Genomic DNA, 14134 nt, shown 5'->3' on the forward strand with positions numbered 1-14134 from the left:
TCCAGCGGATTTTAGAATATCAATTTAATTATATAGAAACGAAAAAAAGACCAACAAATTGTCAGTCTTTTTTTAAATATGATATATTTTTATTCTATGTTTTTGAGTAGTATCCATCCTGTTTTAAGGGCAGGTTTTTTACTTGCGGGATCTTCAAAACTTACCTGATACCAGTACGATGAAGTAGGAAGACGTTTCCCCTGGAAGTATCCGTCCCAGTAAGGCTGTAAGCCACTCGCTTTATACACTTCTTTTCCATAACGGTCGAAAATAGATGCTTTGAAATCTTTATTTTGATTCACTCCTCTGAAATCGATGATATCATTGATATTGTCGCCGTTCGGTGTAATTACATTCTGCATTACAAATGTGAAATACTCAAGGGTACCTACACAGCTTGTCTTTTTCACACGCACTCTGATCGAGATCACTGAATTTCTCGGAACATTTGAGAATACATTAGAATTCTGCCATGTAAGGCCATTGTCGATAGAATACTCCAAAGGTCCGTTGCTCGGATTGCTTGCCGTAAGGATCATTGTTCCGTTGTCATTATAATTTACATTAATGATCTCAGGAATAATTGCCTGAATAACCTGCGTAGTAAATATTTTAGAACAAACACCATTATTAATCGTTACAGAATAAGTACCCGGTGTTCCTACTGAAATAGTCTGAGATGTATCTCCTGTACTCCATAGATAGTTATAGTTCGGTCCTGCTCCTGCGTCCAGTGTAATCACATCTCCCTGACAGATCATTCCTCCGGAAAGGTTTGATGTAATTGCAGGAACAACTTCTATCGTAATAGATGCCGGCTGTAAAGATTTACATCCCTGCGCACCTATGGCGTACACAGAATATGTTGTTGTCTGAGTCGGAGAAACAGTATGTGTAGCCCCTGTTCCGGATACTCCTGTCCATTCGTAAGTTGCTCCGTTAGCAGCTGTAAGGGTTGTAGATTCTCCTAAACATAATCTTACTTTTGTAGCAGTAAGCTGAGCAACAGGTGTAGCCTCCTTTTTTAATGTTAAAGTAACCATTTTGCTACAGAAAGCACCGTTTGAAACGACAACGTAAAGAACCTGTCCGTCGGTACCAGCATAGCTGCTTGCCGCTGCAGTACTGAGATAATTACTGTTTTGCGCAACAGCATCAGCCTGATTAACATAATAATGTACAACAGCTGTTGTAGACGTTGTAATCATCGGTGTTGCATCATTTAAATTAAATGCAGAAACTGAAGGGGTCGTACAAAGCTTTAAGGTTGCATTCTGAGCCGGCGGGGTTGTTCCTCCCACAATGGTAATCACTGCAGAAGCAGGACACTGATTCCCCGGAACCGTAACTTTTACCTCATAAGCACCGGGAGAAGTTGCCGTATAAGAAATATTGGTAGCACCATTAATAGCAACTCCATCTTTATACCATTGGAATGTCATTCCCGGCGCTGCAGTAAGTAATGCTGTCAGTACTTGTGGTGTATTGTCACACATATTTACCGTATCCGGTAAAATAACTCCGTTTTGATCTACAATTTTAATCCCGATATCAAAAGAACCTCCTTCAAGAAAAACGGCAGAATCAAGAGTCTGGTCGTTGTAATCTGCCAATACCATTTTAAAATGATAAGCTACTCCGGGAGTTACATCGGCAATTGCCGTTAAAGGAACTACTCTTCCGTTGTAATTGGTTTCAATACTGGAGGTATTGTAACCTGCAAAATAGGTAGGATTTAATGCTCCGCATGATAACGTGGATCCATCAAATTCTGTAGAAGGGCGAATATTAGTAACACTTACCGGACCAGCGGTACCGGGAAGAATAGCCACATTGGTGTAAGGGCCACCCGCTACCGGCTTGATAAGTAAAGCAAAGGCATCTGAGTAATTACAAGGAAAACTTCCGGTATATTCTTCGGAAGCAAAGATATAATTAAATTTTACCTGATTCGAGTTCGGTACAAAATCAAACTCTAAAGCGACAGCATCGCGCTGATTATTAATATTAGTATTAGTCGCCGCAGCGAGATCTGAATCTCCATTAATAGAAATTGACCCGTGAAGGTTTTCAGAAATTGCAGCATTACCAGCCTCTCTGGCATACCCTGTCGTCAAAACAATTCCGTCTTCAAATGGGAAATTGGTTGTCCCTTTATGAAAATATCCCCAAAATCTGTCAGTATTGGTGACCGGATGATTGGGAGACACTGTCACATTACTTACATTCGGTGTTGCACAGCTGGATGCCCCGTTGATAAGAACCTGCTGAACAAGCTGCTGAGGCGTATAAGATGAGGGCGTATAAGATGCCACATTAACATCAATAAAAGCACCCGCTTTCATACTTTCAGAAGTCAGTTTCACTTTACCGTTCTTTCTGGATGCATGTTGAGCAACAGCAGACCCCGAAACCAAAAGCAACATTAAAAATAAGAAGTAGTTTTTTAGTCTATAATATAACATTTTGTTGTTGTTTGTTCAAAAATAGTAATTTTTAGTTTAAACTTTATTAATAAAAAAGATTATTTATATCAAAAATTCAATCTATTCAACAAATTGATACATACCAGATAATATATCTGTAATAACAAAAAAAAAGACTAAATTTTTTATTAGTCTTTTTGTAGAGTTATTTAATATTGATATTAAAAAATATTAATTATTCATTCTTCAGTTCATCAATTTTATCCTGAAGTTCCTGAATTTTATCTTTTAATGATTTAATTTCATTTTTGTTTGAGCTTACATTACTTTTCAGCATGACATTTTTTGCTCTTTCGCTGTGGTCTTCATCATCTTCGTCCTCATTGATTTCCTCGATATCTTCCTGAATATCTTCAATATCTTCATTAATCTCCTCAATATCCTCACTGATCTCCTCGATATCTTCGCTGATCTCTTCAATATCTTCCTGGATATCCTCAATGTCTTCCTGGATATCTTCAATCTTTTCATGACTTTTATTTACCGACATCTGAATAAAAATGGCAAGATAAATCGCTTCTAAGGAAACAACTGTAGTAAGAATCAGCAACATTTTATCAAATTCGACGAGACCTAACAGTGGCAGTAAAAAAGAGATGGCAAAAAATAATGTATGTGCGATAAGCGACGGTATAGAACCTATCCACCACGTAATTCCGTTGGCGATTTTTTCTAAAACCTCAGTTTTTTCTTCGTACTTTTTCATTGTGCTGCTTTTTATAATAGTTCTTTTGTTACGCCTAATCCGAACAGTGCAAAATCATATTTTGCAGGATCTTTATTATCGAATTTCCTGATCACAAGATCCAGCTCTTCTACTGCTTTCCAGTCGTTCTGCGTTCTTGAAATCAATCCTAATTTTCGTGAAATATTTCCCGTATGCACATCCAGCGGAATAGAAAGATGCTTCTGGTCGATATTTTCCCAGATACCGAAATCTACGCCTCGCTTATCTTTGCGAACCATCCAGCGCAGGAACATAATTATTCGCTTCGTAGATGAATTTTTGTAGGGCGAACTTACATGCTTATGGCTTCTGTGCTTTTCCGTTCCCAGAAAACGATTTCTGAATCTTTCAATAGCATGCAGAAAACTCGTTTCCGAATCATTGATTTTAAATAGACTCTCAAGGCTTTCATTTTCCTGATAAATTCTGTTGAACTGTTCTATAAAATAAGTAAAATCTTCTCCGTTGAAAGTCCGGTGCATGCTTCTATCCTTAATCTGCCGAAGATCATTTTCCGAATGATTCATGACAAAATCATAAGGAGAATTCCCCATAATATCGAGCATTTTTTCTGCTGACTGTATGATCGCCTTCCTGTTTCCCCAGGAAATCGTTGCCGCCAGAAAGCCGGCAATTTCTATATCCTGCTTCAGGCTGAAACGGTGCGGAATCTGGATCGGATCATTCTCAATAAAGCCCGGATTATTGTACTGATCTGCCTTTTCATCTAAGAAGCTTTTTAATTCTTCAAACTTCAACATATCTTTTTAAATTTTCACAGGCTCAAGCGCCTTTGGTAAAAAAGTATTGGGAAAAACGGCTCTTGCTTCGTCAGTAAAAACTGTCAAATCACCATATCTATTCGAAAAATGTCCTAATATCAATTTCCCGACTTCTGCTTTTCTGGCAATGGTCGCCGCTTCAAGCGCCGTTGTATGTCCTGTATAATCTGCCATTTCCTTTAAATCATGTAAAAATGTAGACTCGTGATAAAGAACTGTTGCATTTTTAATGATAGGAATAACGTTTTCCAAATATCTTGTATCACTACAGAAAGCATAAGAAACGGGAGGAACCGGATCTGTGGTGAGAATTTCATTTTTAAGGACATATCCGTCACTCAGAACAAAATCTTTTCCGGCTTTGATATTATGATAATCACAGGTTTCTATCTCTTTGTACTTGGATATTTCCTGCATATTCAAATGTCTTTCTTTCGGCTTTTCCTTAAAAAGATACCCATTGCAGTAAATCCTGTGATCCAAAGGAATCGTATAGACCTCTACCCTGTTGTCTTCATAAATTTTCTCGGAATAATCTTTATCCAGCTCATGATAAACCACTTCAAAACCACGATGGGTTTCGGTGATCGTAAAGATGGTTTCCAGCATTTTTTTAATTCCTTTCGGACCATAAACATGAAGCGGCGTTTCCCTTCCCAATAATCTGAATGACGCGATAAGTCCCGGTAAACCAAAACAGTGATCTCCATGAAGATGGGAAATAAAAATATGATTGATCCTTGAAAATTTTGCTTTTGCTTTCCTCAGCTGAACCTGCGTTCCTTCTCCGCAATCGATCAGGAAAGATCTTTCTTCCATTTCCAGAAGCTGTGCGGTAGGAGAAGAATTAATCGTCGGAATTGCTGAATTAAAGCCTAATATCGTTAAATAAGTACTCAAATCTATCGTTTATTATGTAAACAAATGTACGGAATTTAGGTTAAGATTAGGATAAGGTTGAGCTAAGGATAAGATTTATGCAGAACCTGCTTAATCTGAATCTCAGCCTCAACCTCAGCCTTTATTGTTGTTTCAGAAAATCCAAAAAAAGATCCAACGCCTGTTTTCTGTGACTTATTTTATTTTTATCCTGCGGTTCCATTTCGGCAAAAGTTTTATCATATCCTTCGGGAACGAAAATCGGATCATACCCAAAGCCTTTGAAACCTTTGTTTTCATTCAGAAGATTTCCGTGTACCCTACCATCGAAATACTTTGGTCCGTTTTCATCATAGTAGCATAAAACGGTAATGAAATACGCTTTTCTGTTTTCGATGTCTTTCATTTCATTCAATACTTTTTCAATATTTTTGGCAAAATCGTGATCTCCGGCGTATCGTGCAGAAAATATTCCGGGTCTTCCGTTTAAAGATTCAACGACCAGACCGCTGTCGTCCCCAAGGCTTGGAATTCCTGTTTTTTCGTAGCAATATTTCGCTTTAATTAAAGCATTAGCGTTAAAAGAATCACCATCTTCCACAATTTCTTCATGAATATCATAATCGGTAAGACTTTTTACGACAAATCTGTCGCCCAAAATCTGCTGAATTTCTTCTTTTTTATGTACGTTGTGGGTAGCGACCAGTAGTTCCATTTCTTTTTTATTTTAAATTTTATTTAATGCCCTATTTAAGAATACAAGTTTTTATATTCATCTTTATTTACGATTATTGTACCAGAATAAGTATTTGTTAGATTTCAGAATAATGCACCTTATATTTTCTTGTGAAAAGATAATAGAATAATGAAAAAAATACAATTCCTATCGCAAGTATCATCCATTCCGAAATTTTGAAAGCGTCTGAGAAACTTTCATTTTTAGTATATATAATGAGTATGGTGGAACACAAATTATTAAAACCATGCAACAGCATTGGCAGAAGCAGGGATTTTGTTTTATAGTAAACAAGCCCAAGCACGCATCCCAGTAAAACAGCACCTACCAACTGCCACGGGTTTCCATGCACCAATCCGAAAATAATTGAAGCAAAAATAATAGCTTTCCATGGTTTTACACCTTTATTCATTAATCCTTTCTGGATAATTCCTCTGAAGATAATTTCCTCAAATATCGGGGCACAGATGACTGCGGTAATGATCATCACGACAGGATTTAAGGTAAGCTGATCCATCAATCTATTGAAAAATTCATAATATTTTCCGAAAAACGGTCCGGTAGTCGGGATCTGCGAGGTGATGAATTCTGAGATAAACATCATCCCGATCATCATGGGAAATATAAGCAGATAGGTATAAAAATTAGTGGGTGAAAAATTGAAGTTGAGTTTTTTTCCGGTGGTTCTTCTTACGATTAAAAAATCAAAAAATGCGATTGCTGTAAGAAACCCCGCTGCGTTGGTAAGCATGAAGAACCAATCTTTGTACTGGAGATTTTCTTTAAAGACAAACATCCAGAAAACATTAAAAAATGAAACCGCCATCGTGCCTGCTACAAGTCCTGCCAAAAGGACAAGCCCCCCTATCCATGTAAATGTAAACTGTGGATATCTGCTGTTTTCCATGCTTTATATTAAGATTATTTTAACAAAGATAAACGTTTTTGATAAGTTTATTTTATGTTTCAGATAATATGGCATGAAAAGGGAGCGCTCATCATGGAGATAAGGACTCATGATTATCATAATTGATAAGAATAACTTAGTGAAATATTTTATTTTTACATTAAATGTTATAGATAATTGATTCTGATTATTTTTAGCGCAAAGTAAAACAAAGATATTTTTTAATTTATTATGCCGTACATTTTAAAGATCAACAAAGATGTAAACTTATTGATGAAATACTGAGTTGTGTATATAAACTTCGGACCATGCTTTATACATTCTGGACAATGCTTTATATACTTTAGACGATGCCTTTTACATTTTGGCGGATGTCTTATATATTTTTTAACATTATATGATATAATTCGCGAGGTGGTTATAAGAAGGTTGTTTTAAAACTTATAAGCAGGCCGTTGTATGAAATTGATTTTCACATTCCATTAAAAATTACGATTTTTGCAACTTCAAAATACGATATGTCAGACTTAATCAAAGAAATAGAGAAAAGAAAAACTTTCGGGATTATTTCTCACCCCGATGCTGGAAAGACGACTCTTACGGAGAAGCTGCTGCTTTTCGGAGGGGCGATCCAAGAAGCGGGTGCGGTAAAATCCAACAAGATAAAAAAAGGGGCTACCTCCGACTTCATGGAAATTGAAAGACAGAGGGGAATCTCGGTGGCGACATCCGTGCTGGCTTTTGAGTACAGGGATCACAAAATCAATATTCTGGATACTCCGGGACACAAGGATTTTGCGGAAGACACCTACAGAACTTTAACGGCGGTAGATTCTGTGATCGTGGTGATTGACGTAGCAAAAGGGGTTGAGGAACAGACCGAAAAACTGGTACAGGTTTGCAGAATGAGAAACATCCCGATGCTGGTTTTTATTAATAAGCTTGACCGTGAGGGTAAGGATGCTTTTGATCTGTTGGATGAGGTAGAGCAGAAATTGGGGTTAACGGTTTGTCCGCTTTCTTTGCCGATCGGTATGGGAGCCGATTTTCAGGGCATCTATAATATCTGGGAAAACAACATCCAGTTGTTTTTGGAGGAAAAGAAACAAAAGGTTGGAGACTCTATTAGGTTTGATGACATTAATGATGCTTCTATTGATGAGGTGATCGGTGAAAAAGCAGCGGCTACTTTAAGGGAAGAACTGGATTTAGTTCAGTCTGTTTATCCTGAATTTAACCGTGAGGATTATATGAAAGGGGATCTTCAGCCTGTTTTCTTCGGATCGGCTTTAAATAATTTCGGGGTTCGTGAATTGCTGGATGCTTTCATTGATATTGCGCCGATGCCGCAGCCGAAAGAAAGTGATATTCGTCTGGTAAAGCCTGAAGAAAATACTTTTACAGGGTTTGTTTTCAAAATTCACGCGAATATGGATCCTAAGCACAGAGACCGTCTTGCTTTCGTAAAAATTGTTTCTGGAACTTTTAAAAGAAACGAGAATTATTTGCTGGTAAGAGAAGGTAAAAAAATGAAGTTCTCCTCTCCTAACGCTTTCTTTGCTGATAAAAAAGAGGTGGTGGACGAGAGTTTTCCGGGAGACATTGTAGGACTTCATGATACGGGAAGCTTCCGAATCGGGGATACTTTGACCGGTGGTGAAAAGCTGAATTTCAAAGGGGTTCCTAGTTTCTCTCCTGAGCATTTCAGATATATCAACAATACAGATCCTTTAAAGGCCAAGCAACTGGCGAAAGGAATTGACCAGCTGATGGATGAAGGGGTAGCGCAATTATTTACCCTCGAAATGAACGGAAGGAAGATCATCGGAACGGTGGGAGCTCTTCAGTATGAGGTGATCCAGTACCGTCTGGAACATGAATACGGCGCAAAATGTTCTTATGAAACGTTGTCTATGCATAAAGCGTGTTGGGTGGAAGCGGATGAGAAGTCGGAAGAGTTTAAAGAATTTGCAAGGCTGAAACAGAGATTCCTCGCCAGGGATAAATACAATCAACTGGTATTCCTTGCCGATTCATCTTTTACGATTCATATGACCCAAGAGAAGTTTCCGAATGTGAAACTGCATTTTATCAGTGAGTTCAGAAATAATTAATTACATGAATTTAAGATAGATTTGAATAACTTATAATCAATACTTCTGTTTAATATAAAACAAAAGCCGTTCAGCAAATCTCTGAACGGCTTTTTGTTTATTGAATGAATTTTATTTATTAATAATTAATTTTTTAGAAATTTTTTGTCCGTCTTTATCCACCTGAATGATATAAACTCCGGTTGGCAAATCTGATAAATTTACTTTTTCAGAGATTTTTCCACCTGTATTTTTTACTTCTTTTTTAGGATTAATCAATTTACCGTCCATTGCAAAAACAGTATATGAAATTCCATTTTTTGCATTGGTTTCAATGGTGAAAATGCCTTTTGAAGGATTAGGATAGATTACAAAGCCATCTTTAGATTTTTCAATATCGTTCACACCTAACGTTGAATTGATTGTAAAGTTTGTTGTATTTACATTTAAGAATACATTATCAATAGCTTTAACCATAATCCTTGCATTTGAAGTAATTCCCAGACCATTCGGCACCGTAAAGGTATAAGAGCCATTATTAGGAGTACTTGCAACAAGTGTATGAGGGAAAGTAACACCACCGTCAGTTGAGACCAAAATAGTAACGTTGGCAGTACTTACAGGAGCAACATTGGTATTGGCAACATTCCATGTAATTGTCTGTGACTGCCCCAAATTCCAGACAACCCCTGAAGTATTTTGAGAAGTTACTGTGAATGGCCCTGCAGCCGTTGTGACGGTAAGCTGAATATCATCACGTCCTGTTTGTCCTCCGGCAGGATTGTTATCTCTTACCAGTAAAGAAAATGCTAATGTTCTTGCAACTGAAGATAACTTTTCCCATGCTCGCGGATTGGATGCTGTGATAATTGTAGGATCATATCCTTCAATAATTGTTGATAATTTCGGGAAATATCTTGTAGGTGAAGCTGTTGCCCATAAACTTCTGAACATCGGACCCGTAGTATTGGTAGGCCTAGGAGGCATTGTCGCATTACCCGTACTGATCTGTTCCCAGCTATATGTAATGGCATCTCCATCAGGGTCGGTAGCTATTCCCGTTAAAGCAAACGGTGTACTTATCGGGATTGTTCTGTCTGGACCGGCATTTGCTGTCGGTTCATTATTTCCCGTTGAGGTATTCACACTACAATTTCCTCCGGAACTTGTAATTCTTGTGTACATTTCTTTAATACTTACCGAATGAAAATATGCATCACTATTACTTTGAACGTTTGGCGAGCAAATTCCTGCATATCCCATGATAGAACTTGCACTTCCGGGTTCTATTGCCGTGGCACTGTTTCTATTACAGTTATTATTCTGTGTATGATTGGCCCCGAACTGATGCCCCATCTCATGGGCGACATAATCTATAACGAACGGATCTCCTACAGGCACTGCCGATCCTGTAACCCCGCCCGCTTTTACGGAAGAGTTACAAACTGCCGGTGTATATGCCAGTCCGTTGTCATTTCCTGCCTGGGCCTGGAAAAACACATGTCCTATATCATAATTTGCTGAACCTATGATATTATCTGTCACTGTTTGGTTTTCATCAATCATTTGTTCGGCATCAAGTGCATCATACGTATCTGAGCTGATGAAAAATAATAAGTCTGTATTTGCTATCAACTGTAGCGTTACTGATACATCATTTTCATAAACATCATTAAGACGTGTTACCACTAAATTAACTGCTGCCAGTACCGCAGCTTTTTTCTGAGCATCTGTACCGGCTCCCACACCAGCCTGCTGTGAAATATAATCTGTGTATTCCGTGGTGGTAGAAATTGCAAGCCTGTATTTTCTCAAAAGACCGTCTACCACCGTTTTTTCAGTAGATTCTAAAGCAGATTTTAATGCACTTTCATCATCTTTGAATAAACAATTGAATCTGCTGGAAGACTGAGCATTTTTTCTGTTATAAACAATATAGGTCTTATTATCAAAAGCATAAGAATCAATATAATAGATTCCTTTTGGACTTCTTATCATGGCATTAAGACCAAAATACGGATCGTATGTAAATCTGATTTTCGTTGTCTTATCACCTGCTTTGTAACCAACAAATGATTTAATAGCAGAATATCTCGCTTGTAAGTCGGGGTGCATGGCGGAAGCACCCCAAATTTCGTACGTGTCAAAAGTCCCATCCTCATTTGGGAATTTTACTAAAGTACCTTTTTCATATATTCCCAGATTCCTTTCTTTAACACTTTCAAGTTGCTGTTCAAGATTATCAGTATTCAAACTTAACAACTGATAATTGGAAACTTTTATTGACATTTCTCTCTGATTACGAATGTTTTTTTGAGAAGTTTTGCTCCACTGATTTTGTTGAGCAAAAACTGCCGTAGAAAACACCAAAAAACTGGATAAAAATAATAGTTTTCTCATGCATTAATTGATTTGAGTTAATTTTATTGATTTAGGCTGTTTGTGTAAAATTTTAAGAATAAGAATAGGATTGGTTTCTTTCTTTTTAACATACTCATTATTAATTTCCTTATAATTAATATATATTGTAACACCGTCCGACATTATATTTTCTACTTCTATGTCACCATTTTTTATTTTCCTGAGTTTTGGTTTTAGAAAGAGAAAAAAATTATTATCACCCTCAATAACGGGAATTGGTGCCGATTTTGAATACGTTGAAGCATTTATTTTTTTATAAAAATCCTTAATTTCTTTTGTGTTCTTTAAAATAGTATAAGGCTTTAGTTTACAATTATAATTCTCTTTTCTTATTTCTATAAATTCAACATTTTTCTTATCTCTATATTGTTGTTCAAAAACCCAATAATTTTTCAAATTACCAAAATTAATTAGTAAAACACAGTACAAAAACAACAAAAATATAATTTCTTTTATCATATCTATAATTACAAATATAAGAATTATTAGTTTTCAAAAATCATTTTAGTGATTCAGCATTTATATAGTAAATTTTGGGTTATTAATCAAAATCTGAATTTTTAACAGTTTGATTATGTCTGAGTTATTATTTACTTGCAAAAATTTAATGTAAAACAAACAATACATTAATTTAATCATTAAAAAAATTGTAAATAATTTGTAAATAAATTTTACATTACTGATTAACACCACTTTACTTTTTACCAAAATATTTCCATCCATTTACAAAAGCTCCGCTGCCTTTTCTGCTAGTTTTACCTCAACGAAAAAAATTAATGTTATGAAAAAATTCATCTTACTTGTTGCCGTATCGGGAACGTTCATTATGTGTAAAAAAGGAGAATCTGTATCATCACAACTTGAGAACACTGTAAATTCGGCCGACAGTACAGTAACTGAAGTGTCCGAGAAAATCAGTAATATGAATAATCAGGCCAATGCTGCGATTGATTCTGCAAATGTTAAAATCAAAGATTTTCAGGATACAGGAAATGAAGTGAAAGAAAATATCAAAAACACATCAAAAATTATTGATTCTTTATCTGAAAAAATTTCATCCGTAAAACTGGAATCAAAAAGCGAAAAGAAAGATTCTGCTAACAAAGAAGGAAAGATCATTGTACAGGTAGCCGCTCCGAAAGTGATCCGGGAAACAAAAATTGTTTATAAAAATCAACCGAAAAAGGAAAATGATGAACTGAATATTCAGAGAAACAAACTTATCAAGAAAGGAACTATTGATCTTACCGTTAATGATGCCGAAACGGCAAAAGAAATTGTAAAAGAGGAAGTTGCCAAATATGACGGATTTGTAAGAAGCGAGAATATTTCGGTACAAAATGATGATAAGAAAACCGCTTATCTGAAAGTAAAGGTTCCGGTTCAGAAATTTGATTATCTGATGTCTGATCTTAGCTATAACCTCGGAAAAGTGGAGAACAAGAGCATTGAAGTTTCAGGAATCAATGCTGTTGAAAACAGTCTTTGTGAAATCGACATCACATTGTATGGGCAAGAAAGTGAAATGATTGCCGATAAAAAAAATGAGAGTTTTGGAGATCAGTCCTTTGCAGCCATTTCATCAGGATGGAATGTGATTACCTCTATTTTCCTATTTGTTTTGCCGTTGTGGCCATTGTTTTTACTTGCGGGTATCGGGTATTATTTTTACAAAAAAAGAAAAGAAACGGATAAGCATTCTGAATAATCTGAAATGAAATTTTATTTTTAATAATATTTTAATCAATATTCCGTTTTTCCAACAGTTAGTATTCCTAATTTTGTTGTGTTAATTTACATTAAGAATTTAACTTCAATTAAAAAATTGAATCAAAATAAAAGTTAAAACAAATATATTATTAATATTTTGTGGTTCGTGTGAAAGTAAAAAGGCTCCCAAATCTGAGAGCCTTTTACTATTTCATTTATCGTAAGCAATTACTTTGCAATACTTCTTGAGATAACGATCTTCTGAATTTCAGAAGTTCCTTCATAGATCTGAGTGATTTTTGCATCGCGCATCATTCTTTCCACATGATATTCTTTCACATATCCATATCCACCGTGGATCTGCACCGCTTCAATGGTGGTATCCATTGCTACCTGAGATGCGTAAAGTTTTGCCATCGCACCACTTTCTGAAATATCTTTTCCGGCATCTTTTTCTACTGCAGCTTTAAAGCAAAGCATTCTCGCCGCTGTAATCTGAGTCGCCATATCAGCAAGTTTGAAAGCGATTGCCTGATGATTGATGATTTCGGTTTTAAAAGCTTTTCTTGTTTTGGCATATTTCAGAGCCAGTTCATAAGCTCCCGCAGCAATTCCTAATGCCTGAGAAGCAATTCCGATTCTTCCTCCGTTGAGAACGGCCATCGCAAAATTGAATCCGAAACCGTCTTCCCCGATTCTGTTTTCTTTAGGAACTTTTACGTTATTGAAGATCAAAGAATGTGTGTCGCTTCCTCTGATTCCCAATTTATCTTCTTTAGGTCCGATTTCAAATCCTTCCCAGCCTCTTTCAACGATGAAAGCATTGATTCCTTTATGTTTTTTCTCAGGATCGGTTTGTGCAATGACGATATAGTAAGTCGCCGTACCACCATTGGTGATCCAGTTTTTGATTCCGTTTAACAAATAATAATCTCCTTTATCTTCTGCCGTAGTTTTCTGTGAAGTGGCATCAGAACCGGCTTCAGGTTCAGACAAAGCAAATGCTCCGAGTACCTGGCCGCTGGCAAGAGGGGTAAGATATTTCACTTTCTGCTCTTCGGAAGCGAATTTTTCAAGTCCGGCACATACAAGAGAATTGTTTACGGACATTACCACAGCTGCAGAAGCATCTATTTTTGCAATCTCCTCCATCGCCAGAACATAAGAAACGCTGTCCATCCCGGCACCACCGTATTGAGGATCTACCATCATTCCCAAAAGTCCCATTTCACCCATTTTCTTTACCTGTTCTGTAGGGAATTTCTGATCACGGTCCCTTTCGATTACTTCAGGGAATAATTCGTTCTGTGCAAAATCCCTTGCTGCCTGCTGAATCATCAGCTGTTCTTCCGATAAATTAAAGTCCATAAAAATTGAATAATTAGATGGTCGC

11 protein-coding genes are annotated in these 14134 nt (G+C 36.6%); 2 read left to right on the forward strand and 9 right to left on the reverse strand.

Annotation, left to right across the window (positions count from 1 at the left end):
• Window positions 1-89 precede the first annotated feature (89 nt).
• From ACWNCI_RS08440 to ACWNCI_RS08465, 6 genes are all read right to left on the reverse strand, one after another.
• Window positions 90-2465 (reverse strand): choice-of-anchor L domain-containing protein, encoded by a 2376-nt coding sequence (locus tag ACWNCI_RS08440; RefSeq protein WP_449387971.1) that lies wholly within the window; start codon window positions 2463-2465, stop codon window positions 90-92.
• A 196-nt stretch (window positions 2466-2661) separates the two neighbouring features.
• Window positions 2662-3192 carry a DUF1003 domain-containing protein gene (locus ACWNCI_RS08445; protein ID WP_449387972.1) on the reverse strand — a complete coding sequence of 177 codons (531 nt, stop codon included), beginning with the start codon at window positions 3190-3192 and terminating at the stop codon, window positions 2662-2664.
• Window positions 3193-3203: 11 nt separating this feature from the next.
• Window positions 3204-3974, reverse strand: coding sequence for a TIGR02757 family protein (locus ACWNCI_RS08450; RefSeq protein ID WP_449387973.1), 771 nt, complete (start codon window positions 3972-3974; stop codon window positions 3204-3206).
• A gap of 6 nt (window positions 3975-3980) precedes the next feature.
• The gene (locus tag ACWNCI_RS08455) at window positions 3981-4895 is read right to left on the reverse strand and encodes a ribonuclease Z (RefSeq protein ID WP_346984654.1); all 915 of its coding nucleotides are present in this window, start codon (window positions 4893-4895) and stop codon (window positions 3981-3983) included.
• Between the two features lie 121 nt (window positions 4896-5016).
• Window positions 5017-5589 carry an RdgB/HAM1 family non-canonical purine NTP pyrophosphatase gene (rdgB, locus tag ACWNCI_RS08460; RefSeq protein ID WP_449387974.1) on the reverse strand — a complete coding sequence of 191 codons (573 nt, stop codon included), beginning with the start codon at window positions 5587-5589 and terminating at the stop codon, window positions 5017-5019.
• Window positions 5590-5686: 97 nt separating this feature from the next.
• Window positions 5687-6517 carry a CPBP family intramembrane glutamic endopeptidase gene (locus ACWNCI_RS08465; protein WP_449387975.1) on the reverse strand — a complete coding sequence of 277 codons (831 nt, stop codon included), beginning with the start codon at window positions 6515-6517 and terminating at the stop codon, window positions 5687-5689.
• 518 nt (window positions 6518-7035) lie between these two features.
• Between ACWNCI_RS08465 and ACWNCI_RS08470 the strand changes: the two genes are divergently transcribed.
• The gene (locus ACWNCI_RS08470) at window positions 7036-8631 is read left to right on the forward strand and encodes a peptide chain release factor 3 (protein ID WP_449387976.1); all 1596 of its coding nucleotides are present in this window, start codon (window positions 7036-7038) and stop codon (window positions 8629-8631) included.
• A gap of 111 nt (window positions 8632-8742) precedes the next feature.
• Here ACWNCI_RS08470 and ACWNCI_RS08475 read toward each other — a convergent pair whose 3' ends face one another.
• Together ACWNCI_RS08475 and ACWNCI_RS08480 are read right to left on the reverse strand one after the other, a co-directional pair.
• The gene (locus ACWNCI_RS08475) at window positions 8743-11010 is read right to left on the reverse strand and encodes a reprolysin-like metallopeptidase (RefSeq protein ID WP_449387977.1); all 2268 of its coding nucleotides are present in this window, start codon (window positions 11008-11010) and stop codon (window positions 8743-8745) included.
• Window positions 11011-11013: 3 nt separating this feature from the next.
• Window positions 11014-11490: a hypothetical protein gene (locus ACWNCI_RS08480; protein WP_449387978.1), complete on the reverse strand. Its 477-nt coding sequence runs from the start codon at window positions 11488-11490 to the stop codon at window positions 11014-11016.
• A gap of 322 nt (window positions 11491-11812) precedes the next feature.
• Between ACWNCI_RS08480 and ACWNCI_RS08485 the strand changes: the two genes are divergently transcribed.
• Entirely contained in the window at window positions 11813-12739 is a 927-nt protein-coding gene (locus ACWNCI_RS08485; RefSeq protein ID WP_449387979.1) for a DUF4349 domain-containing protein, read from the forward strand.
• Window positions 12740-12969: 230 nt separating this feature from the next.
• On the opposite strand, the gene ACWNCI_RS08490 is transcribed toward ACWNCI_RS08485, so the two are convergent.
• Window positions 12970-14109, reverse strand: coding sequence for an acyl-CoA dehydrogenase (locus ACWNCI_RS08490; protein WP_346984649.1), 1140 nt, complete (start codon window positions 14107-14109; stop codon window positions 12970-12972).
• Window positions 14110-14134 lie beyond the last annotated feature (25 nt).

Source organism: Chryseobacterium lineare (assembly GCF_977014045.1).